This window comes from Streptomyces sp. NBC_00448 (genome assembly GCF_036014115.1).
GTDB lineage: Bacteria > Actinomycetota > Actinomycetes > Streptomycetales > Streptomycetaceae > Actinacidiphila.
This window is the reverse complement of the sequence record NZ_CP107913.1, coordinates 4,003,786-4,026,588: the sequence shown is the minus strand read 5'-3', so window position 1 is coordinate 4,026,588 and position 22,803 is coordinate 4,003,786. Positions and strand designations below refer to the sequence as shown.

Below are 22,803 nucleotides of genomic sequence, written 5' to 3'. Positions count from 1 at the left end.
TCATGCCCCGTAGCCGGTCAGGTCACCCCGCCGAGCGGGGGTCCGCGGCGGGTGACATCCGGCACACGGGGTCACCATGGGACCGCCCGCGCCGCGGTCCTGCAAGATGTGCGCGTGCACGAACCTCTCCGGCAAGACGACCAGACCGCTCCGCGTCCGGGTGACGACGACCCCGCGGCCATGCGCAAGCAGTACCGCGCGGCAGGGCTCACCGAGGCCGAGCTGGCCGCCGATCCCTACCGGCAGTTCGCCCGGTGGTTCGCCGACGCCGTGCGGGCCGCGGCACGCGGGGAACTCGCGGAGCCCAACGCCATGGTCGTCTCGACTGTCGGACCGGACGGGGTGCCCAGCTCGCGCACGGTGCTGCTCAAGGGCTACGACGAGGGTGGATTCGTCTTCTTCAGCAACCACGGCTCGCGCAAGGGCCGCGAACTGGCCGCCAACCCGTACGTCTCGCTGCTCTTCCCCTGGCACCCCGTCGCCCGCCAGGTGATCGTCAGTGGCACCGCGGTAAGGACCACCGCCCAGGAGACCGAGGCTTACTTCCACAGCCGTCCGCACGGCTCGCAGATCGGTGCCCACGCCAGCCGGCAGTCCTCCGTCGTCGCCTCCCGCGCCACCTTGGAGGACAGGTACGCCGAGCTGGCCGGGCGCTGGCCGGAAGGCAGCGAGGTGCCGGTGCCGCCGTACTGGGGCGGCTACCGGGTACGCGCCCGCGCCGTCGAGTTCTGGCAGGGCCGGGAGAACCGGCTGCACGACCGGCTGCGGTACGTGTCCGGCGCGGACGGCGGGTGGTCCGTGGAGCGGCTGGAACCCTAGGCGCTCAGCACCCCAGCACCCGGCCCCTGACGCCAGGGCGCTCAGGGAGCGAAAAAACGGAACGACCCGCGGGCTGCTCCCCGGAGCCGGATGGCTCCGGGCACCGGCCGGACAAGTCCGACGAGCCCGCGGGTCGGGTGAACTGCGTGGGATTGGCGAGCATCACGCACGCCCAAGTGCGCGGAGCTAGCCCGCAGCCACCTCACGTGTCCGAGTGCAACTCATGCTTCAGACCACCTCCCTTCGTGTGTGCCGCAACAGTAAGAACCTCACGGGGGAAGGCACAAGCCATTTATCCAAACGGCCTGTGACGCGGCCCACACGAGGGTTGAATGTTGTGACGTGCAGCCTTTCGATGCGCAATCCAAGGGTGACGAGCAGCTTCTCGCGGCGCTGCTCGACGGTATGGAGGCGGGCTTGTGCGCCTTCGACCGCAAGGGGGTCGTCACCCACTGGAACGCCGAGGCCACCCGCATTCTCGGCTGGAGCGCGGCGGACGCCGTAGGAAGGCGCGGATTCGACGGCTGGGCGGCCCGCGCCCCGGACGCCAGGCAGGCGGAGCAGCGGCTGCTGGCGGCCATGAGCGCGGACGGACGCCGGGTGCACGAGTTCGCGCTGGTCACCAAGGACGGCAGGCGCGTCCTGGTCCGCACCCAGTCAGCGGCCGTCCTGGGGCCTGACGGGCAGCCCAACGGCGTGTACTGCGCCTTCTCCGAGGTCGACGCCCAGATCGACCTGGAACGCTCCGTCGCCCTGAGCGAGTCGCTCTTCGACGACGCCTCCTGGGGCGTGGTGCTCGTCGACGCCGACCTGCGGCCCGCCCAGGTCAACGCCCACGCCGTCCGGATGCTGCGGGCGGGCCGGGAGGGCGTGCTCGGCCGTCCGCTGGGCGACCTGCTCGGCCAGGGCGCGGAGCAACTGGAGAGCACGCTTCAGCACGTGCTCGCGGAGGGCGCGCCGCCCGCCTCCACCGACCTGTGGGTGAGCCTGCGCGGTGACAGTGCCGGCACCCGGCACTGCTGGCGCAGCGGCTTCGTGCGGCTGGGGTCGCCGCTGGGGGAGGAGCCGGTGCCCTTGGGCGTCGGGTGGCTGTTCGCCGACATCACCGAGCAGAAGACCGCCGAGCACGAGAGCGCCCGGGTCCGCTTCCGCTACCAGCAGTTGCATCGCGCGGACCGGGCAGCCGCGGAGTGCGAGGGCGCCCTGGAGGCGGCGGTGCTCCACCTGGACTTCGCGCTCGCCGGGTTCGCCGACCACGCGCTGGTGGACCGCGCCGACGGTGCGGGACGGCTGGTGCGGATCATCGCCACCCCGGAGGGTGAGCCGGGCCCCGGGCGCCCTGCCGAGGGCAACGTCGTCCCCGTCGGCTACCGACGTGACCACCCTGCCTGCCAGGCCGTCGAGCGGCTGGGCACCGTACGCACCAGCTTCGGGGCACCCGACGCCGAGCGGGCCGCGCCCCGGGAGCGTACCGACGCGTGGGCCGAGGCCAGGCAGTGGCCGGCGGGCACCGTGCACGGGCTGGCCACGGTGCTGCGCAGCAGGGGCCGTACGGTCGGCGCGCTGACGTTTCTGCGGGGTGCCGGGCGCCGGCTGTTCGACCGGGCGGACGCCGCGTACGCCGAGGACGTCGCCGCCAGGGTCGCGATGGCGCTGGACCTGGCGGGAGTGGCGGGCCCGGCGGAGCGGTCGGACGTCGCGGCGGACGGGGACCGGGACGGGCCCGGTGGGCGCTGAGCGCGCGGCGAACCCGGCGCCTTGGGCCGGCGCCGGCGGGCGGCCCGCGCACCGGGCCGGCGGGTCTCAGCGCCGGAAGAAGATCCGGTCGCGGTACTCCTCGAAGACGCGGCCGTTCCACTCGTGGCCGCCGTCCACGTTGCCCGAGCGGATCATCGGGGGGACCGCGCCGCGGGCGGCGAGGTCAGTGGCGGCGGTCGCCATCACGGCTTGCATCAGGGCGCTGGTGACGACGGTGGAGGCCGGCGCGAAGGGCGCGGGAATCCGGTCGTCGGCCAGTTCGGCGTCGCCCACCGGGATCTTGGAGTCCACCACGATGTCGCAGTGGTCCTTCAGGAAGGTGCCGGTCGCGTGCCGGGAAGCGGTCTCCCGGGCGTATGCGAGCGAGGTCACACCGATGACGGTCATGCCCAGGACGCGGGCGTTCTGCGCCATCTCGATCGGCAGGGTGTTGCGGCCGGACAGCGAGATCACGAAGAGCACGTCGCCCGCGCGGGCCGGACTGGTGTCCAGGGCGGCACCCGCCAGCCCCTCGACGCGCTCCAGGGCGCTGCCCAGGGTGGCGGGGACCACATCGACGCCGACGACACCGGGGACGGAGAGTAGGTTGACCAGGGCGAGGCCGCCCGCGCGGTACACCACGTCCTGGGCGGGCAGCGAGGAGTGGCCTGCCCCGAAGGCGAAGATCCGGCCGCCCGCGGTGATCGCGTCAGCGACCGCGGCGGCGGCCTGCCGGACGGATTCCCCCTCCTCGTCGCGGGCCCGGCGAAGTAGTGCGATCGCGGCGTCGAAATAGCGCTCGGCCGGTTCCTGGCGGGGGTCGGTCATGCGGATCACCGTGCTGCCAGGCCCTGGCCGGTGTCAAGAAAACCAGCGTGCGGCGGAGCTGTCCGGTCGGCGCGGAGCCCGATGTCCGTGGGATGAGTCAGAATTGTGGCGGGGCCACGCACGAGTAAATGAGGGGCGCGCATGTCCGGACTGATCGACACGACGGAGATGTATCTCCGCACCATTTTGGAGCTGGAGGAGGAAGGTGTGGTTCCGATGCGCGCTCGGATCGCCGAGCGGCTCGACCAGAGCGGGCCCACGGTCTCCCAGACCGTGGCACGCATGGAACGCGACGGGCTGCTGCACGTCGCGGGGGACCGGCACCTGGAACTCACCGACGAGGGGCGCCGCACGGCGACGCGGGTGATGCGCAAGCACCGCATCGCGGAATGCCTGCTGGTCGACGTGATCGGCCTGGAGTGGGAGCAGGTGCACGCCGAGGCGTGCCGCTGGGAGCACGTGATGAGCGAGGCCGTGGAGCGGCGGGTGCTGGAGATCCTGCGGCACCCCACCGAGTCGCCGTACGGCAACCCGATCCCGGGCCTTGAGGAGCTGGGCGAGGCCACGGAGGCGGACCCCTTCCTGGAGGAGGGCATGGTCAGCCTCAGTGAACTCAACCCCGGCAGCGCCGGCGCGAGCGTGGTGGTCCGCAGGATCGGGGAGCCGATCCAGACCGACGCGCAGGTCATGCACACGCTGCGGCGGGCCGGCGTGCAGCCGGGCGCCGTGGTGAGCGTGACGGGTTCGGCGGGCGGCGTCATGGTCGGCAGCGGCGGCGAGGCCGCCGAGCTGGACCCTGAGATCGCCTCGTACGTCTTCGTCGCCAAGCGGTAGGGCGCGTCGCGCACCAGGACGCGCCATCTGTGCGGTGCGCCGGGTGGTGCGTCCGGTGCACCGCGGGACAAGGCGAGGCCCCGGTGCCGCGTGCGGCACCGGGGCTCTTCCCTCCCCTCGCCCCTCCCCTGCGATCCCCGAAGGACCCGGGACCCCGAGCTTCCCGAGACCTTCCCGCGACCCGCTTCCCCTGCACGCCGCGTCCCGTCCAAGTCCTCCCCTCGGCCCACGCGGCCAATCCTTGAGCGCTGTCACTCGAACGAGCGGTGTTGGGCGCGTGAGCCCCATGTTCGAATAGAAGTTCGATAGCGTTGCCGGTGCAAGGGATCAGCGCGGCGCGGAAGAACCGCGACCGAGCGGCCGGCGGGCGCCCATCTGCACCCGCCGGTGTCGGACGAGGAGCGGAAGGGGGTGCGGGATGGCCACACGGCATGACGTCACGGGAGCGGGCGGTCTGCGGCTCGCGGCGTGGGAGTACGGCGGGTCGGCCGCGGCCGGGCCGGGCGCACCCGCGGGTGCGGGCCTGCCTGCCGGTGCGGGCATGGGCAGGGCCGTACGGGCCGACGTGCGCGCGGCGAGCGGCGTGGCCCTGGCCGCCGGGCGCCCGGCGGCGGACGGGGGCGCCGAGCCCCGCCCCGGAATGCTGCTGCTGCACGGCCTGCTCGGCCGCGCCTCGCACTGGGCCGCCACCGCCAGGCGGCTCGCCCCGCACTATCGAGCGCTCGCTCTCGACCAGCGCGGCCACGGCCACAGCGGCAAGCCCGACGGCCCCTACACCCCTGAGGCGTACGTGCGTGACGCCATCGCCGCCATCGAGCAACTCGACCTCGGTCCGGTCACCCTCGTCGGCCACTCCATGGGCGCGCTGACCGCCTGGCAGTGCGCGGCGCGGCGGCCCGACCTCGTGGCGGCCGTCGTCATCTGCGACATGCGCGCCTCGGCCCTGGGGGAGGCGGGACAGCGGGAGTGGGCGGAGTGGCTGGCGTCCTGGCCGCTGCCCTTCGCCACGCTCGGCGACGTACGCCAGTGGTTCGGCGTCACCGACCCGTGGGCCGATCCGCCTGACCCGGTTCGCGGCGACTTCTTCGCCGAGGTGATGAGCGAACGGGAGGACGGCTGGCGCCCGATGTACGAACCCGCGCATCTGCTCGGCTCCCGCGACCCCTGGATACGTGACGCCCACTGGGACGAGTTGGCCCGGGTGCACTGCCCGGCGCTCGTCGTCCGCGGGCCGGCCGGCGAGTTGGGCCGCGCCGAGGCGCAGGAGATGGTCCGTGTCCTGCCGCGCGGGCGCTACGCCGAGATAGCCGACGCCGGTCATCTCGCTCCGTGGGACCAACCCGAGGCCTGGGTGGAGACGTTGGAGCGTTTCGTCGGTGAGGCCCTCGCCGAACGGGAGGCCGCGGGCTCGGCATGACCCGGTCGGGAGCGCCCAGCCGGTTGGCGGAGACGGGCGCCGACCGGGACGCGGACCGACGTGGCCGCGCGCTCACCGGGCCGCGTACCGAAGGCCGGGACAGGCCCGAGCGAGACGGGCGCCCGCGCCGTCATCACCCGTACGGCGTCGGCCCGTGGCTGTGTCGCGGCGGTGAGGCTGCTGGGAGGCGGGAGCGGGTGTTGTGGTGCCTGTGTGTGGCGAATGTGGAGCCGTGCGTGGCTGTCGGGGTGAGGTGCGGGCGGGACGGGGGTTCGGACTGCGCGTAGTCGTTCGGCTGCTGGTAGCTTGCGTGTCCGCTGGGTTCCACATCGCGACATGGGGGAGTGCGGATGCGCTGTCGGAGTCGTTTGAGTCGTCGAAGTCGCAGTCGAAGTCGAAACCGCGGGGACGGTCAGAGCCGGCCGGGTGCCGCGGGCCTGCGCGGCCGCGCCACGGCGGCCCGGTACGCGGGTACGGCGACCGCCGCCGCGGTGGTCGCCGCAGCACTCCTGCTGACCGGGTGTGGTGGCAGCGGGCGCAGCACCGACGCCAGGAAGGAACCGAGCGCGAGCCGGACGGCCACGCTGCCGCCGGCGCCGTCGGTCTCCGCCGCGAGCACCGGCACGCCGAGCGCGACCGGTTCGGCCACCGACACCGCGGAGGGCGGCGACACCGGTGGGGCGTCCACGGACTCCACACAGACCGTCGAGGGCGTCTGGCTCGCCACCGTCGACGGGGTGAAAGTGCAACTCGTGCTCGGCAAGGGCAAGGCCGCCTTGACCAGCGACCACCTGTGCGGCGGCAGTTACACCGACCGGGACGGCGTCCACCTGACCATGACCTGCATGGACGGCGACAAGGAACGGACCTCCGGACACGGCGTGATGGCCGCGGACGGCAAGACGCTCACCGTGCAGTGGACCGACGGACCCACCGACACGTTCACCCGAACCGGCTTGCCCAGCAGCTGAATAACGCGGCACGCACGGAACAGCGGCACGCACCGAACAGTGGGCGGACCGCGTCCCGTGGGTGACGTTCCCGTGGTGATGTCCACGTTCGGCAACAAACGGGCGGGGCGTCTGGGACGGGGGCTGCATTCACGGCCCCCGTTTGCTAGCGTCCCGTATGGCGGATGAGGTGTCCGCCACGTTTTCCTACTAACGGGGAGGGACGCACATGGCGGGTATGCAGGGCGCCGATATCGCCCAACTGACTGCACTGGCGGGAAAGTTCGGAACCGAGGCCGGTAACCTCGCGACGCTGATCAACCACCTTCACTCTGCGACCAGCAGCAGTGCGGACTACTGGAAGGGCCCGCGCGCCAACCAGTTCCGCAGCGAGTGGGAGCAGCTGAAGCCGACCTTCGAGAAGTTCGTGTCGACGCTTCACGAGGCCCAGAACTCCGCCAAGACCAACGCGACCAACATCGAGCACGCCACCAGCTGACGCTGGTCCGGTCACGTTCGAGGCCGCGCGGTACCGCAAGGGCCGGGCTTCGGAGCATCGCTCCGACCGCCCGGCCCTTCCGCATGCCCCCGCCCTTCCACCCGCCCGGGCGCCTGCCCGTCGTGCCCGCGCCTGCCCCAGCCGCCCAGTCAGCCGGTCAGCCGGCCGGAGACGTAAGCGGGGCCGCGCCCTTGAACGGCGCGGCCCCGCAGGCCAGTTGCACGCAGGTCCCCGTAAAGCGAACCCCGACTACACCGGCTCCGCCGCCTGCACCTGCATCACCGTGCCCCCGCGGATCAGCAGACCGCGGCCGAGCGGGCCGCCGCCCACGTCCCGCGGCAGCCGCACGTTGAACAGGTCGCCCTCGGAACCGCCCTGCGGCGACAGCAACATGCCGTTGCGCGACTTCCGCGCCTCCACCACGAAACCGCGGTACTGCGAGCCCATCGAGTCCGCCGACCCGGCCGCGATCAGCGCGTGGTCGCCGTCCATGCCGCTCTTGACGACCTCCTCCAGCGCCGTCTCCAGCGTGGTGTCGTAGAGGAGTTCGCTGTCGTCCACGAGGACCACGAACTTCTCGCCGCCCGCCTTGCCGGTCAGCTCCGTCAGGTCCTCCGCGCTCGCGTCGGTGCCCATCAGCAGTCCCAGCACGCCGGGTTGACCGGCCAGGTCGCGCAGCGGGGAACGGCGCGGGGTGACCAGCACCACCGGCGTACCGGCGGCGAGCAGCGACCGTGCCGCCGTGATCAGCGCCGTCGAGCGGCCCGACTTCGGCGGCCCGGCGATCACGAACCCGGGCCCGGCGTCCTGCAGATCGATCCCGACCGGCGCCAACTCGTCGCCGCCCACGCCCATCAGCGCCCACAGCGGCGACGACGGCGTGAAGTCCGGGTCGAGCGCCATCGCGTCGGTCAGCGTGACCCGCGGCGGCAGCGCGTCCACCCGCATCGGCCGCTGCGGCTTCGGCAGCCGCCCCACCCGCCCGATCCGCTCGGTGGACTGCCGTCCGATCCGCTGCAGCACCTCCACCTGCGCCTGGCCGGCCGGGTCCGCGGCCAGCAGCGCCACCTGGTTCTCCTGGACGCCGTGGTCGGTGGGGCGCAGCGCCCGTCCGGACGGCATGTTCTTCGGCACGTCACGCGGGCCCAGGCCGCCGTTGACGTAGTCGTTCGGGTCGGCCATCCGCAGGATCAGCTTGTCCGCGAAGACCGACGAGATCGCTCCGAGGAAACCGGACCGGTCCGATGTCATGACGACCTTCAGCCCGGCCGAACCGCCTTCCCGGAACAGCCGCATGGCCCCCTCGATCAACTTGCCGTAGTTGTACGACTCGAAGGTCGAGGTGTAGCCCTCCCAGTTGTCGAGCAGCAGCACCATCCACGGCAGCCGCTCCTCCGGGGTGGCCGCCATCGCCCGCTGCTCGGCTGCACTGGACGCGCCCTTGACGGCGAGGAGTTGCTGCCGCCGCGACACCTCGCTGGACAGCCGGTCCAGCAGCCGCGACAGCCGCTCCGGCTGGTCGCGGGTGACGACCGCCCCGCAGTGCGGCAGCGCCACCAGCGGCAGCAGCGCGTTGGCGCCGCAGTCGATGGCGTAGAGGTGCACGTCGCTGGGCGCGGTGTCGCGGGCGAGCGAGCCGGCGATCGTACGCAGCGCGGTGGAGCGGCCCGAGCGCGGGCCACCGGCGATCAGGACGTGCTCGCCGTGCACCAGGTCGACCGAGAGCCGGGCGCGGGCCTGCTGCGCGGGCAGGTCGGTCAGACCGTAGCCGATCGGCGAGACGTCGCCGGTCGGGGTCGCGCCGGCATCCGCCGGCAGGTCCTCCGCGACGATGTGCTCGGGCAGCGGGTCCAGCCACGGCTTGCGCGGCGCCGGGAAGCCGAGCAGGTCGGAGGCTTCCCTGATCGCGTCCACCAGCACCGCGAGGTCGGTCACCATGGTGCCGTCGTCGCCGTCGCCCTGCGCGCCGCGCGGTATCGGCCGGCCCAGCGACCGCCAACCCAGCGGTGCCACCTCGGCCTTGGTGCGCTCCTGGCCGACCGCCGGGCGGCGGCCACCGATACGCGCGGACTGCACGCCGACCAGCGACTGGGCGCCGGAGCGGACATAGGCGCGGCCTGGCGTGGACTTGGCGATCGCCCCCGAGTCGGGCGCGTCGATGACGTCCCGCGACTCGTCCGCGTCGGTGACGCGCAGCGCGATCCGCAGGTTGGTGTTGGCGCGGATGTCGGCGCTGACCACACCGGCGGGCCGCTGCGTCGCCAGCACCAGGTGCACGCCCAGCGAACGGCCGCGGCGGGCGATGTCGACCAGACCGGCGATGAAGTCCGGCAGTTCGGCCACCAGGGAGGCGAACTCGTCGATGATCAGCACGAGTCGGGGCATCGGCTCCAACTCCGGCCGCATCCGCCGTGCGTCGTTGTAGTCCTCGATGTCCTTGGTGCCCGCGTTGAACAGGATCGTCTCGCGGTGGTGCAACTCCGCGGCGAGCGAGGCGAGTGCGCGCTCGGTCAGGTGCGCGTCCAGGTCGCTGACCATGCCGACGGTGTGCGGCAGCCGCGCACAGTCCTGGAAGGCGCTGCCGCCCTTGTAGTCGATGAGGACGAAGTTGAGCGCGTCGGGGCGGTTGGCCACCGCCAGCGAGGCGATGATCGTCTGCAGCAGCTCGGACTTGCCCGCGCCGGTGGTGCCCGCGACCAGCGCGTGCGGGCCGTCCTTGCGGATGTCCAGGACGAAGGTGCCGTCCGCGCCGACGCCGATCGGCGCAGCGGTCGTCGAACCGCCGCGCTGCCAGATCCCGGCGACCTGCTCGCCCACCGGGTCGGGCATGCCCAGCAGGTCCAGCAGCCGTGCGGAGGTGGGCAGCGCGCTGTCCGCGTCGTCGCGGCTGACGTCGCGCACCGGCGCCAAGGAGCGGGCCACCAACTCGCACCAGTCGGGGCCGACCTGGTCGGCGAGTACTTCGCCGAGCCGTTCCAGGCCCGCGCCGCGCAGGTGCAGCCGGCTGGCCGCGTGCTGGGACCAGCACACCGCGAGCCGCACCTCCTCGGGCAGCAGCCGCTCGTCCTCGTCGACGCACAGCGCGAACATCCCGAACTGCGGCCCTTCCTGGAGGAGTTGCGGCAGGCCGGGCATCCGGCGCAGCAGCCGCGCACCGTCCAGCACCACCAGGACGTACGGGTCCGGGCGCAGCCGGCCGCTCTGGTTGGCGGCGGAGTCCGCCTTGCGCCGGGCCAGTTCCTGGAGGAGCTCGTTGATCCGGCGGCCGGCCGCCTCCTGGTCGGTGCCGATCAATGAGACGCAGTCCTGGCCCTGTTGAGGAGCCAGATGCGGCAGCCAGTGCGCCCAGCTCCACGACTGCTCGGCGTCATGGGCGGAGGAGAGCACCACGATCGACAGGTCGCGCGGGCTGTGCAGCACCGCGGCCTGCGAGACCAGCCAGCGGGTGGTGGCCAGCGCCCTGGCCCGTTCGCCCGCGACACCGATCACGCCGATCTCCGGGAACGGCAGCGGCAGCGGCACGTCGTAGACCAGCGGGAGTTCCAGCGGGGGCGCGCCCTCGGGCATGTTGCCCTTGGGCTGCAACTCGATGTCGGCGGGCAGGTCGGCGACGCCGATCCGCAGCCGCATCGCGTCCGGGTCGGTCAGCCGCCGCTCCCACAGCCGGCGGCGCGGGCCGGTCGCGAAGAGCAGGATCTCGGCGGCGTCAGGGTAGTTGGAGCGCCGCTCCCGCTGGTCGAAGAGCCGGGCGGCCTCCAGGTCCTCTTCGTGCTCGGCCATCGCGGCCTTGAAGCTCTTCGCGGCGTCCTGGTTCTTGCGCTTGCCCTGGCGGTTCTCGCTGACCCACTGGCCGACCATCATCACCGGGCTCATCACGCAGAACAGCAGCATGTAGACCTGGTGGACCATGAAGTACATCATCACGCCGAAGAGCAGCGGGACGACCAGGGTGAGCACCTGGAACCGGGCGCGGTCGTTCTTCTCGCCCTTCTGCGGGACGTACAGCCGCGGCCGCGGCGACAGCGCGTTCAGCCGGGGCGGCCGGTTGTAGGCGAGGCCGCCCTCGCCCATCGGGGACAGGTGGGCGTCCGGCGTGCTCGGCTCGTCCAGCACGAGCACCGACTCACCCGCCTTCACCTGCGCGCGCAGCGGCCACTGCCGCTCCGACTCCACCGGTTCGTTCTCCAGCGTCAGACCGGAACCCGGCGCGCCGATCAGCGTCACGGTGCCGTCCATGGCCACCGAGACGCGCGCGGCGGTCGGCGCCATCGCCGGGTCCTGCACGGTGACGGTGCAGCCCACCGCGGAGCCGATGGTCGCGGTGCCGACACCGAGCCGGGCCACCCGGCCGGCGCCCGGCCCCGCGCACACCCGCAGTTCGTAGCGCCCGGACGGCTCGCCGGTGCGCATGAACGGCCCGATCGAGTCGTCGACGGTGACCCGCATCCCGTCGCGCAGCACCGTCGACGCCTGCGCCTGCGGGTCGCAGGGCACGCCGTCGGCCCACAACACCGGTGCGGTGATGACCGGTTGGGCGGGCCATACCCTCGATCCGCCCGGCTGGCCGAGCGGTTGCCGGGCCGATTGCCCGCCCGGTATTCCGCCCGATTGTCCGCCCGCCCGGGCGCCGCCCTGGTGCTGCCCGGGGAACTGCACGACCACGCCCCCGACCTGCCCGGCCGGCTCCTGCGCCACCGCGCCGACCGCCCGCCCCAGTGCCAGCGCCACGTCTTCCGCGCTCGCGGAGTCGTCGGCGGTCACCAGTACGTCCTGCGCGTCGACGCCCTGCTGTACGACCGTCACGGTCACGCGCATGGCTGTGTCCCTCCCCGTGGGCCCGCACCGGGCCCCGCATCCACTCTGCCTGGGTCCATTAACCATCCCAGAGTTCCCACGAGGCTATAGGCCCGCGGAATCCGCCGGTAAGCCCCGTCACGGGCCCGGCGGGGCCGACGGCTCCGGCGTCCGCCACCGGAACCGCCGTCGAGGGCGGAACCGTTTCTCGCGGCTATGCGATCCTCGTCTACAACACGGGGCCCGGCCGGGTGCGCCTTGTCGCGGGGAAGACGACGTCCTCACGAAGCGGAAGCTCGGCAAAAGGCACAAACGGCAACGGGAGGAGAAGCGGATGGGTGAGTTTTCCGGGATAGATCCGGACGGCCTGCAGAAGATGACGAGTTCGTTCAAGGGCGACAAGGACCAGTTGCGGACCACCGCGACGTCGTACAAGTCGCAGTTCGCCGAAAAGGGGCTGGATACCTCGTCTCTCTCCCAACTGGTCGGCATATGCGGCTGGTTGGACGATCAGATGCCGATGCTCACCCGTCGCTACCACCTGGCGATCGCCACCGAGAAGCCGTATCCGGGGCACAAGGGCATGGTCACCATCGACGACAGCATGGTGAACACCACGGCCCAGTCGCAGAAGGACGGCAAGGCCCTCGCGGACAAGTACAAGGACGCGATCAAGAACGGCGACGACCCGTCCGAGGACCTCTTCTCGGACCTGAGCGCCCACGGGGACGACCCGGACTATCTCAAGTCGTTCTACAACGAGTTGGGTCCGCAGAACCTGATGGTTCTGACCAACGACATGGCCGACGACAACATGTACAGCCGGTACGGCGACCACCCGGACCAGGCCAAGCACGACCGTGATGTCATCGCCAAGACCTTCGGCACCTTCACCAAGGTCGCCTACGAGGGGCAGACCGCCGCCCAGAAGCAGGCGAGCTGGGACAAGTGGTTCGACAAGTTCAAGGACCCCCGGGGCGTCTTCCGCGCCGACTACCTCACCGGGCTGCTGCCGGGCGGCTCGCAGGACAAGGACTACCTGGTCGCGCTGGGCAACCGCGTCTTCGACAAGGACAGTTCGAAGAACGGCAGCGAGTTCATGAACAGCTCGGGCATGGAGAAGGGCGTCTTCGGTGACGACCACTACACCCAGCTCTTCAACGCGATCAGCAAGAACCCCGAGGCGTCGGGTGAGTGGATGGACCACAACTACGACACCATGCAGACCATCATCTACCCGCACGGCCCCTGGGACCTCGGCCAGCCGCCCGCCCGGGCGAAGGCGTTCGCGGACATGATGTCGGCCGGCACGATCGACCTGAAGACGACCAACCGGCCGCTCGCCGAGAAGCTCACCGGCCGCATCATGATGGACAACTACCGCCATCAGAACGGTGATTCGAGCAAGATCCACCCCTACGACCCGATCGACGTCTACTACGGCAAGCTGATCACGGCCAACTGGAGCGACATGGTCTACGGGATCACGTCGCCGACCGGCAACACGCTGTGGGGCGCCGACGCCACCTCGGGCGGCTTCACCGAGAAGATGTCGCAGTGGGACCAGAAGGCGTTCCTGGCCGGCCAGGACCCGAACCGCCCCGGCCTGGAGGTGGGCGCGCCGCTGTGGCAGGCACTGCTCAACGAGTCGGCCCGGAACCCGACCGTCGCCGGCCAGGAGAGCGCGCTCTTCGACTCCTTCCGCACCCAGATCACCAACGAGGTCGGCAGCGCGAAGAAGGACACCACGGAGCACGCGCAGGACTACCGGGCCATGCAGCGCGGGATGATGATGAAGGCGTACAGCACTGCCTTCGAGTACGCCAAGGGCTCGATCGAGACGGACGCCGACGATTGGGCGGAGGGCGTCAACAGTGCGCGAACCGCACTGATCTCGACCGCGAAGGACCTGGCGGTGGGGGCCGCCACCGGTGGTACGGCCGCGATCACCGAACTCGGCACGGAGAAGGCCACGGAGCTGGGTGGGTCCGCGACCGACCTGCTCACGGACTACATCGCCAGCAAGGTGTCGGTGTCCCCGGAGGACGCCCCCGGCCTCGCCGCCAAGTACAAGCAGATCAACGACTCCGAACTCGACGTGAGTTGGCAGCACGAGTATCAGAGCGAGGCCAACTCGCAGCTCAGCGGCGGCGGTTTCTCGTCCGACGTGACGGCGCCGGTCACGATCCACCCCAGGAACGGCTCGCCGAAGACGTACACCGGCAACCCCAAGGACTACATCAAGGCGCCGGCCGACAACTTCATCACGTCCGACGGCACCGTCATGGACATCGACAAGATGAGCCCCCGCCAGCGCACCGCCTACAACAGCTGGCTCATGGACCCCGCGATCGTCAACCACGTGGACTCCCGCGGCTTCACGCAGGGGCAGCAGCTCCAGCACCTGGCGGAGTGAGGAAAGCGGTTCACCAGGCGGCTACCCGGACGCGGGTGGCCGCCTGCCGGACCGGACCGCGGTCAGCTGTCCTGGGCCTTCGGCTCGATCTTCAGGGCGTCGAGGAAGGAACGCAGGACATCTGCGGCGTTGTGGTCCACGATCGTGTGCTGGTCCAGACCGGGTGAGAGCGTGACCGTGGCGGCCTTGCTCTGCCAGGCGCACCGCGAGATGGTGCGCCCCGCCGCCGAGACATCGGCGCACTGGATCGTGCCGCCTTGCTTGCCGGCCGGAGAGCTGGTGATCTTCTCTTTCCCGTCGGTCCCCAGGAGTTGCGAAGTCATCGCGGCCGACCCGGGTCCGTAGTCGGTCTGGTCACTCTTGTAATCCGGAGGGTCGAGGGACACGTCGACCAGTGCGGCGCGGCCGGCTGACCCCAGGTAGATGAGGTCGACGTCGCCCTTGGTGATGTCCGTGTTGTGGGGAGTGAGCCCGGCCCACTCGGTCCCGTCCTTCGCCTCCGTGTACGCCCCGAACGCCTTCGGGATCGCCGCGGTGTGCTTGGTCGGCTTGGAGCCACCGCTGTTCGCGGCCACGGCCCACCAGCTGATGCCGCCGGCCACCACGACCACCGCTCCCACGAGCGCGATGACCTTCCTGCGGCGTTTGGCGCGGTCGCGGTCGGTGGGGTCGGGCACGGAGATCGGGGTGAGCGCGATGGCGTTGTCGTTGTCGGCGGCGTTGTTCGTCACGTGGTCCTCGTCCTCCTGCGGGGGCTAGCAGATACCATAGGGGCAGGTGCGCCGCGCGCACACGGGGACAGCGGGCCGAAAGCGGAAGCCGGGGCATCCGGCCCGGAGCTTTCAGCTCCGGCGCCTGCTCCCGTTCCCGTGCAGTCGGCGCTTCGCGCAAGCGCGGATATTCTCGTTGTGATCGTGTTCGGCTACGGGGGACAACTCGATGGGTGACAGCAGCACCAGCAACCTCGCGCCACAGGCGACAGTGCCGAATCCGGCGATCGAGGATCTGCAGGCTCTCAAGCGCAGACTGATGCAGGATCTCGGCGCGCTCAAGGAGCCGTTGAAGACGACCGTTTCGGACATGGGCGGCGGCAAGGTGTGGGTCGGCAAGACAGCGGACTCCTGGGGCGCCGATGTGAAGGGCCGCCACGGCACCATCCAGACGCTGCTCGGCAAACTCGTGCCGGTGATCGACGCGGAGATCGGCAAGCTCCCGGAGAAGGTCACCCCGGGCGAGGCCAAGATGTACCACATGCCGTACTAGCGGAGCGGAGGGCGCCGCGCGGGCCTGGCCCGGCCCGTACCGCCCCGCAATCCGGCACTGATCGCCGTATCGCAGCATGGCCGTATCCGTGCGGTGGCCCGGATTTCCGGGCAATTGCCGTAGGTGCGGGGGTTCATGGCGGGATCGGGGTGGTTGACCGGTGCGGGCGGACGTCGTTTCGTTCTGTTGCAATGATGTGTGCGGGTTGTCACCGGCCACGCCTTGAGGGCGTTTGTTTGGCGCTGATAGCGTGCGGTGACTTGACATCGGCCTGTGGGGTCGTCGCCGGACAGGAGAGCGACGGACTCGCCGCACGGGGCCGAAAAAGCTGATGCGATGCGCCGGCTCGGGGGCAGTGAAGTGAAGACCAGGGAACGTTCCGCCGCGGGCGGCGGCAGTGGCCGCCAGTCCGTTCCCGCACCGCACTTGAACGGACCGGGCGCCGGGCGGTTGCCGGTCGCGCCGCGCGAACGCAAGCCCGCGCTGGCCGCGCTCGCCGTGCTGCTGATCCTGGTGGGCGCGCTCGGCGCCACCGTGATGGTGCTGCGCGCGGGCAACAAGGTGTCCGTCGTCGAGGTCATGGATGACGTCGCGGTCGGCGACAAGATCCCGGCCTCCGCGATGCAGGAAGTGATGGTCGCCGACGGCACCGGCGTCGACTACATCCGGTGGGACCAGCGTGAGCAGGTGATCTCGCAGTGGCGCGCGGCCACCAACCTGACCAAGGGGTCCGTCCTGGTCCGCTCGATGATCAGCCAGAACTCCAACGTGCTCGCGCCCGGCAAGACCCTGGTGGGCCTGTCGCTGAAGGCGGGCCAGTTCCCCAGCGGTCTGGCCAACGGCCTCACCGTGGCGGCATATCTGGTCGGCAACGACGCCAAGTCCTCCGGCGACTCGTCCGGTGCGACCGGCGGTACCGGCGGCGGCAGTACACCGATCAGCGACAACCTGATCATCAAGGACTTCAAAATGTCCAACAGCAACTTCGGTGACGGCGGCGCGACCGCCACGGTCGTCGCGGACGCCGAGGACGCGGGTCCACTGGCGATCGCCTCCGCGGCGGGCAACGTCTCCCTCGTGCTCGTCCCCAGCAAGCACTGATCGAGCGGCGCGGACGAGGCAGACGAGATGGCACTGATCGCAATCGCAGCGGACAAGGGCTCCCCCGGCGTCACCACGACCGCGGTGGCGCTCGCCGCCGTATGGCCGCGCCGCGTCCTGCTCGCCGAGGCCGACCCGGCCGGCGGTGACCTCGTCTACCGCTCGACGGGCGCCCACGGCGGGGTGCTCAACCCCAACTCCGGCCTGCTGTCGCTGGCCGCGACCGCCCGGCACGGCCTGGCCGCCGAGCAGTTGTGGGACCACGCGCAGCCGCTGGTCGGCGGCCTTGACGTGCTGGTGGGCCTCGCCGCTGCCGAACAGGCCGCGGGGCTCTCCGGGTTGTGGCCGATGCTCGGGCAGGCGTTCGCCACGCTCGCCGAGTCACCCAACGGCGCCGCCGACGTGATCGCCGACTGCGGCCGGATCGGTCCCGACTCGCCGAGCCTCGAACTGCTCCCGCACGCCGCCCTGGTGCTGCTGGTCGCCCGTACCGAGCCGGAGAACCTGGCCCGGGTCAGGGACCGGGCCGGCGCGCTGTCCGCGAAGCTGCACGGCTCGCAGCGCGGTGCCGCCGCGCTCGGCTACCCGCCGATCGGCGTGCTGCTGATCGCCGACACCGGGCGCAGCGCCCGGCTCGCCGCCCAGGTCAACGAGATGCTGGTGGCCTCGCAGATCTCCGCCCGGGTGGTCGGCACCCTCGCCGACGACGCGGCCGGCGCCGAGATGCTCAGCGGCCGGCGCCGCGGCCGCCTCGACAAGTCCCTGCTGATCCGCTCCGCCCGCCAGGTCACCGCCGACGTACCGCAGCGGTACGGGGTCCTGCGATGAGCGAGGTGGACCACTCGCTCGTCAAACGCTTCCGGCAGGAGGCGGGTGACCGCATCGCCGAGCAGCGGCGGCTGGACCAGGTCGCGGCCCGCACCGCGATGTCGCCGGAGGACGAACGGCACTTCGCCCGCGCGATCATCGCCCAGATACTCGAGGACTACGCGCGCGCCGAGATCGCCGTCGGCCGCACCCCGCCGGACGCCCACGGCGAGGAGGCGTACGCCGCCGCGGTGCACGCCGCGCTGTTCGGCGTCGGCCGGCTCCAGCCGCTGCTGGACGACCCCGAGGTCGAGAACATCGACATCAACGGCTGCGACCAGGTCTTCGTCGGCTACTCCGACGGCCGTGAACTGCAGGCCGAGCCGGTCGCCGAGACCGACGAGGAACTGATCGAGCTGATCCAGGTGCTCGGCGCCTACTCCGGCCTGTCCTCGCGCCCGTTCGACACCGCCAACCCGCAACTCGACCTGCGGCTGCCCGACGGCTCCCGGCTCTCGGCGGTCATGGACGTCACCCGCCGCCCCGCGCTGTCCATCCGGCGCGCCCGCCTGGGCAAGGTCTTCCTCGCCGACCTGGTCGGCAACCACACGATCACCCCCGAGGTCGGGTCGTTCCTGTCCTCGGCGGTGCTCGCCCGCAAGAACCTGATGATCGCCGGGGCCACCAACGCCGGGAAGACCACGCTGCTGCGTGCGATGGCCAACGTGATCCCGACGCACGAGCGCCTCATCACCGTCGAGCGAGCCCTGGAACTCGGCCTCGACCAGTTCCCCGAACTCCACCCCAACGTCGTGGCGTTCGAGGAGCGGCTGCCCAACTCCGAGGGCCTGGGCGCCATCTCCATGGCCGAACTCGTCCGCCGCTCGCTGCGTATGAACCCCTCCCGCGTCATCGTCGGCGAGGTGCTCGGCGACGAGATCGTCACCATGCTCAACGCCATGTCGCAGGGCAACGACGGCTCGCTGTCGACGATCCACGCCAACGGCTCCGCCGAGGTCTTCAACCGCATCTCCACCTACGCGCTGCAGGCAAAGGAGCGGCTGCCGGTGGAGGCGTCGCAGATGCTGGTGGCCGGCGCCATCGACTTCGTGGTCTTCATCCAGCGTCGCAACGACTTCCAGCGCGGCGGCACCCTGCGCCGCGTCGTCACCTCCATCCGCGAGGTGAACGGCGTGGACGGCCGCGTCCTTTCCAGCGAGATCTTCGCCGAGCACCCGGACGCGGCGGTGGCCCTGCCCCACGCGCCCATCTCCTGCCTCGACGAACTGCTCGCCAACGGCTACCAGCCCACGGGGGTGTGGCGGTAATGTCCGGCTTCTTCTCGATGACCACGCTCTACGGTCTGCTCGCCGGGGCGGTGGGCGGCGGCGGCATCGCGCTGTTCGTCGTCGCGATGCGCGGCTGGACGCCCAAGCCGGTGGCCCCCGGGCAGTCCGGCGCCGAACGCGCCTCGGAGATCAGCCGGTTCCTCACCCAGCGCGGTTCGATCGCCATCGTGGTCGGCCTCGCGGTACTCGGCCTGACCCGGTGGCTGGTGCTCGGCGCGGCCACCGCACTGCTCGTCTTCGCCTGGGACCGGCTGTTCGGCGGAGCCTCCGACGAACGCGCCGCGATGAAACGGGTCGAGGCGCTGGCCGGCTGGACCGAGTCGCTGCGCGACACCATCGCCGGCGCCGTCGGCCTGGAGCAGGCCATACCGGCCTCCGCCCGGGCCGCCGCGCCCGCGCTGCGGGTCCATCTCGACGCCCTCGTCGACCGGTTGCGGGCCCGCTGGCCGCTGCCGGACGCGCTCCAGATGCTCGCCGACGAGATCGACGACGCCTCGGCCGACATCATCATCGCCGCCCTCATCCTCAACGCCCGGCTGCGCGGCCCCGGTCTGCGGGACGTGCTCGGCGCACTGGCCAAGTCCGCCCGCGAGGAAGTGGACATGCGGCAGCGCGTGATGGCGCAGCGGGCCAGCACCCGGCGCAGCGTGCAGATCGTGGTCGTGGTCTCCGTGGTGTTCGTACTGGGCCTGGCCATCTTCAACCGCGGCTTCGTCCAGCCGTACAGCAGCGCGGTGGGCCAACTCGTGCTCGCCATCGTGTGCCTGCTGTTCGCGGCCGGGTTCTGGTGGCTGCGCAAGCTGTCGAAGATCGAGACGCCGGACCGCTTCCTCGTGCACGGCCCCGAGCGCACCGCCCAACAGCCGCCCACGGTCGGGCAGTTCCCGGCCGGCGGTCCGCAGGGCGCGGCCGGCCGGCAGGGCGGACCCTACGGTGGTGCGGCCCAGCAGGCGCCCGGAGCGGCACAGGCCGTCCCGGGTTACGGAGCGCAGGGCCGTCCGGCCGTGCCGGGACAGGGGGCCGGCAACCTGTGAACACCATCGTCTTCGCGTGCCTGGTCGGCGCCGTCTTCGGCCTGGGCATCTTCGCACTGATCCGGGCGCTGATGCCGAGCCGGCGCAGCGCGGTGTCCACCATCGCGCAGATCGACGCGCTGCGCGCCACCGGTGCCACCACTGCCGACACCACCGGCAACTCCGTCAAGGCCGAGGGCTGGCGCGCCCAACTCGGTCGGAGGGTCGCCGCCTTCTACCTGCAGCAGGGCTGGGAGCTGCGCTCGCTGCGTTCCGACCTCGCGGTGCTCGACCGCAGTTGGGAGACGTTCCTCGCCACCAAGACGGCGCTGGCCGCGGCCGGTGTGGTCTTCGGCCCGGCGCTCGTCGCGGTGGGCGCGGAAGTGGGCTTCGGCATCAGCCCGATCATCCCGGTCTGGCTGGCGGTGCTGTTCGCCGTGGTGTTCTTCCTGCTGCCCGACCTCGAGGTGCGGCGGGACGCCGCGGCCAAGCGCAAGGACCTTCGGCGGGTGATCGGCGCCTATCTCGACCTGGTGTCGATGAACCTGGCCGGCGGCCGCGGTCTGCCCGAGGCGCTGATGGCGGCCGCGGAGATCAGTGACGGCTGGGCGCTGATGCGCATCCGCAACTGCCTTGCCGACGCGCGGATCACCGGCACCAGCCAGTGGGTCGCCCTCGGCCGGCTCGGCGACGAACTGGGCATCGAGGAGTTGCAGGACCTCGGCGTCACGCTCGCGCTGGTCGCGGACGACGGCGCGAAGATCCGCGAGTCGCTGGCCTCGCGCGCGGAGACGATGCGCCACCGGGAACTGTCCGAGATCGAGGGCCAGGCCGGCGAGCAGTCCCAGTCCATGCTGGTCGCGCAGATGCTGCTCGCCGCCGGCTTCCTGGTCTTCCTGATCTACCCCGCCGCGATGCGGGTCTTCCAGGTCTGATCACCATCGTGCAGCTCCGACGACGACCGTCCACCGAGAGGACCGAGCCATGAACCGCATGGACCGACTGACATCCTTCGACCCGAAACTGAGTTTCCTCTACGTCTACCTGCGTGGGCGGATCGACCGGGTCCGCACCGAGGAGGACATGTCCCGCGGCGCCTCCGCCGTCGAGTGGGTGGTGATCTCCGCGATCGTGGTGGCCATCGTCGCGGCGGTCGGGTTCATCATCAAGAACGCCCTGAACAGCAAGGCGACCGGCGTCAGCAACTGCATCGCCGGCGCGGACGGCAGCAAGGACGGCTGCTGACCGGCCTGTCGGGGGGAGAGCAGCCATGGGACGGACGACCCGTACTCTGCGCCGCGCCGTACACCGCCGGCTTGACGCGGCACACGGCGACAGCGGCGTGGGCAGCCGCGCGCCCGCGGCGCCGGGACGTGCTCCGGCACGCCCCGGCGGCGACCGCGGCATGACCGCGATCGAGTTCGTCTTCCTCACCCCGGTGCTGTTCTTCATGATCTTCGCGACCGTGCAGTTCGGGATGTACTACTTCGCCGACCATGTCGCGCAGGCGGCGGCGCGGGCCGGCGCCCGCAAGGCGAGGGACGAGGCGTCGACCGGCCAGGACTGGTCCGGGGACGCGAGTCAGACCGCGAGCGACTACATCCGGCAACTCGGGCCCGAGCTCCTGATCGACCCGCACGTCGTCCCGAGCAGGGACGCGAACGACGCCGACACCGTCCGCGTCCAGGTGACGGCGAAGGTGCCCACGGTCTTCCCGCTGGCGGGCTTCTCCTTCAAGGTGAACGAGACGTCGTCGGGTCCGGTCGAGCGGTTCGTGCCGGACAACGGGGGATGAGGGACATGGAGTTCGCGCTCAGAGCGCGCGCCGCCGCGGTAGGCGGAGTACGCGCGGCGGCCGGCCGGTGCCGTACCGGGCGCCGCGACGGGGACCGGGGGCTGTCCACCATCGAGGTGGTCATCCTCGCCCCGGTGATCATCATGTTCGTGCTGATGCTGGTCGCGTTCGGCCAACTCGTCGACGGGCGCGGGGCGGTGGACGGTGCGGCTCGCGACGCCGCCCGGGCCGGCTCGATCGAGCACAGCCGCTCGGAGGCGATCCAGCAGGCGGTCCAGGCGGCGCACGACGACCTGGCGGGCACCTGCACCAAGCCGGCGACGGTCACCCCGGTCGGCGACACCAGCTTCCGTCCCGACACCCTCTTCACGATCGAAGTCACCTGCACAGTGCGCGGGTTGAGCTTCCTCGGGCTGCCCATCACCAAGACCGTGACCTCCACGTCGGCCTCGCCGCTCGACCCGTACCGCAGGTCGGCGACATGAGGGCGGCGACGAAGGTGCAGGCGCCGACGAACGCGGTGGAAGCGGCCGTGGGCGTGGCTACGGACGTGGTTACGGGTGTCGCTGGGGACGCGGCCGTGGGCGAGGCGCTGGGCAACTTGGTGGACGACGTGGTGGGCAACGTGATGGCGTTCCCGAAGCAGACCGTCCCCGCAAGGCGCAACGCCCCCGCCGGTCCAGCCGCCGTGGACGGCAGCCCGCTCGCCGGCCGTACCCTGACCGCCCGGCTGCGCGCCCTGCGCGGCGACGACCGGGGCTCCGGCGCCGCCGCCGTGGTGATCTTCGCGCTGGTGTTCATGGCCCTCGCCGCCTTCGTGGTGGACGGCGGGCTGTCCATCGCCAAGCGCGAACGCGCCGCAGACATCGCCGAACAGGCCGCGCGGTACGCCGCTCAGGACATCGACGTGGAGGCGCTGCGCAACGCCGGGAGCGGCGCCCAGCCGGTGATCGACTACCAGCAGTGCACCGCCCGGGTGCAGCAGTTCGCCCGGGACGTCGACCTGCCGGCCAGCGACTGGCGCCGGGCCGGCTGCCCGACCCCGCCGACCGGGCCCGACCGGGTCGAGGTGGTGGTGTACGTGACCTACAAACCGATCCTCAGCGGCTTCTTCTACAAGAGCTCGATCACCGTCGAGGGCAAGGCCGACGCGGTGTCGATCACCGGCCCCGGCAACTGAC

The 22,803-nt window shown here is 71.5% G+C and carries 21 protein-coding genes; 17 read left to right on the top strand and 4 right to left on the bottom strand.

Annotated elements, in window-relative coordinates:
• Positions 1 to 180 precede the first annotated feature (180 nt).
• Together pdxH and OG370_RS16995 are read left to right on the top strand one after the other, a co-directional pair.
• The gene (gene pdxH, locus OG370_RS17000) at positions 181 to 819 is read left to right on the top strand and encodes a pyridoxamine 5'-phosphate oxidase (protein WP_328474189.1); all 639 of its coding nucleotides are present in this window, start codon (positions 181 to 183) and stop codon (positions 817 to 819) included.
• 342 nt (positions 820 to 1,161) lie between these two features.
• Complete coding sequence (locus tag OG370_RS16995) at positions 1,162 to 2,556, top strand: PAS domain-containing protein (protein WP_328465121.1); 1,395 nt, start codon at positions 1,162 to 1,164, stop codon at positions 2,554 to 2,556.
• A gap of 66 nt (positions 2,557 to 2,622) precedes the next feature.
• Here the strand turns inward: OG370_RS16995 and OG370_RS16990 are convergent, their stop codons facing one another.
• Entirely contained in the window at positions 2,623 to 3,384 is a 762-nt protein-coding gene (locus OG370_RS16990) for an SIS domain-containing protein (protein WP_328465119.1), read from the bottom strand.
• 141 nt (positions 3,385 to 3,525) lie between these two features.
• Between OG370_RS16990 and OG370_RS16985 the strand changes: the two genes are divergently transcribed.
• Together OG370_RS16985 and OG370_RS16980 are read left to right on the top strand one after the other, a co-directional pair.
• Positions 3,526 to 4,218 carry a metal-dependent transcriptional regulator gene (locus OG370_RS16985; protein ID WP_328465116.1) on the top strand — a complete coding sequence of 231 codons (693 nt, stop codon included), beginning with the start codon at positions 3,526 to 3,528 and terminating at the stop codon, positions 4,216 to 4,218.
• A 418-nt stretch (positions 4,219 to 4,636) separates the two neighbouring features.
• The gene (locus tag OG370_RS16980) at positions 4,637 to 5,635 is read left to right on the top strand and encodes an alpha/beta fold hydrolase (RefSeq protein ID WP_328465114.1); all 999 of its coding nucleotides are present in this window, start codon (positions 4,637 to 4,639) and stop codon (positions 5,633 to 5,635) included.
• A gap of 412 nt (positions 5,636 to 6,047) precedes the next feature.
• On the opposite strand, the gene OG370_RS16975 is transcribed toward OG370_RS16980, so the two are convergent.
• Positions 6,048 to 6,362, bottom strand: a complete 315-nt coding sequence (locus tag OG370_RS16975) for a hypothetical protein (RefSeq protein ID WP_328465112.1) — start codon at positions 6,360 to 6,362, stop codon at positions 6,048 to 6,050.
• A gap of 10 nt (positions 6,363 to 6,372) precedes the next feature.
• Here OG370_RS16975 and OG370_RS16970 point away from each other — a divergent pair, with 10 nt between their 5' ends.
• Both OG370_RS16970 and OG370_RS16965 read left to right on the top strand, forming a co-directional pair.
• Complete coding sequence (locus tag OG370_RS16970) at positions 6,373 to 6,606, top strand: hypothetical protein (protein ID WP_328465110.1); 234 nt, start codon at positions 6,373 to 6,375, stop codon at positions 6,604 to 6,606.
• Positions 6,607 to 6,814: 208 nt separating this feature from the next.
• On the top strand, positions 6,815 to 7,084 hold the full coding sequence (locus OG370_RS16965) for a WXG100 family type VII secretion target (protein ID WP_328465108.1): 270 nt from the start codon (positions 6,815 to 6,817) through the stop codon (positions 7,082 to 7,084).
• A gap of 249 nt (positions 7,085 to 7,333) precedes the next feature.
• Here OG370_RS16965 and OG370_RS16960 read toward each other — a convergent pair whose 3' ends face one another.
• Complete coding sequence (locus tag OG370_RS16960; protein WP_328465106.1) at positions 7,334 to 11,899, bottom strand: FtsK/SpoIIIE domain-containing protein; 4,566 nt, start codon at positions 11,897 to 11,899, stop codon at positions 7,334 to 7,336.
• A 313-nt stretch (positions 11,900 to 12,212) separates the two neighbouring features.
• Here OG370_RS16960 and OG370_RS16955 point away from each other — a divergent pair, with 313 nt between their 5' ends.
• Positions 12,213 to 14,294: a hypothetical protein gene (locus tag OG370_RS16955; protein WP_328465104.1), complete on the top strand. Its 2,082-nt coding sequence runs from the start codon at positions 12,213 to 12,215 to the stop codon at positions 14,292 to 14,294.
• Positions 14,295 to 14,356: 62 nt separating this feature from the next.
• Here the strand turns inward: OG370_RS16955 and OG370_RS16950 are convergent, their stop codons facing one another.
• The gene (locus OG370_RS16950; protein ID WP_328465102.1) at positions 14,357 to 15,025 is read right to left on the bottom strand and encodes a hypothetical protein; all 669 of its coding nucleotides are present in this window, start codon (positions 15,023 to 15,025) and stop codon (positions 14,357 to 14,359) included.
• A gap of 208 nt (positions 15,026 to 15,233) precedes the next feature.
• Between OG370_RS16950 and OG370_RS16945 the strand changes: the two genes are divergently transcribed.
• The 10 genes from OG370_RS16945 (at position 15,234) to OG370_RS16900 (ending at position 22,802) form a co-directional block, all read left to right on the top strand.
• Positions 15,234 to 15,557 (top strand): hypothetical protein, encoded by a 324-nt coding sequence (locus tag OG370_RS16945; RefSeq protein ID WP_328465100.1) that lies wholly within the window; start codon positions 15,234 to 15,236, stop codon positions 15,555 to 15,557.
• 360 nt (positions 15,558 to 15,917) lie between these two features.
• On the top strand, positions 15,918 to 16,658 hold the full coding sequence (locus OG370_RS16940; protein ID WP_328465098.1) for a hypothetical protein: 741 nt from the start codon (positions 15,918 to 15,920) through the stop codon (positions 16,656 to 16,658).
• Positions 16,659 to 16,685: 27 nt separating this feature from the next.
• Entirely contained in the window at positions 16,686 to 17,486 is an 801-nt protein-coding gene (locus OG370_RS16935; protein ID WP_328465096.1) for a hypothetical protein, read from the top strand.
• Positions 17,483 to 18,793, top strand: coding sequence for a CpaF family protein (locus tag OG370_RS16930; RefSeq protein ID WP_328465094.1), 1,311 nt, complete (start codon positions 17,483 to 17,485; stop codon positions 18,791 to 18,793). Before OG370_RS16935 ends, OG370_RS16930 begins: the two co-directional genes overlap by 4 nt.
• Positions 18,793 to 19,848 (top strand): type II secretion system F family protein, encoded by a 1,056-nt coding sequence (locus OG370_RS16925; RefSeq protein WP_328465092.1) that lies wholly within the window; start codon positions 18,793 to 18,795, stop codon positions 19,846 to 19,848. The genes OG370_RS16930 and OG370_RS16925 overlap by 1 nt, the downstream gene beginning before the upstream one ends.
• Before the next feature lie 71 nt (positions 19,849 to 19,919).
• A complete protein-coding gene (locus OG370_RS16920; protein ID WP_328474187.1) occupies positions 19,920 to 20,762 on the top strand; it encodes a type II secretion system F family protein in 843 nt (280 codons plus the stop codon).
• Positions 20,763 to 20,811: 49 nt separating this feature from the next.
• Complete coding sequence (locus OG370_RS16915; protein WP_328465090.1) at positions 20,812 to 21,072, top strand: hypothetical protein; 261 nt, start codon at positions 20,812 to 20,814, stop codon at positions 21,070 to 21,072.
• A 25-nt stretch (positions 21,073 to 21,097) separates the two neighbouring features.
• Positions 21,098 to 21,622: a TadE family protein gene (locus tag OG370_RS16910; RefSeq protein WP_443060691.1), complete on the top strand. Its 525-nt coding sequence runs from the start codon at positions 21,098 to 21,100 to the stop codon at positions 21,620 to 21,622.
• Between the two features lie 5 nt (positions 21,623 to 21,627).
• Positions 21,628 to 22,107 (top strand): TadE/TadG family type IV pilus assembly protein, encoded by a 480-nt coding sequence (locus tag OG370_RS16905; protein WP_328465088.1) that lies wholly within the window; start codon positions 21,628 to 21,630, stop codon positions 22,105 to 22,107.
• Positions 22,104 to 22,802 (top strand): TadE/TadG family type IV pilus assembly protein, encoded by a 699-nt coding sequence (locus OG370_RS16900; protein WP_328465086.1) that lies wholly within the window; start codon positions 22,104 to 22,106, stop codon positions 22,800 to 22,802. The genes OG370_RS16905 and OG370_RS16900 overlap by 4 nt, the downstream gene beginning before the upstream one ends.
• Position 22,803 lies beyond the last annotated feature (1 nt).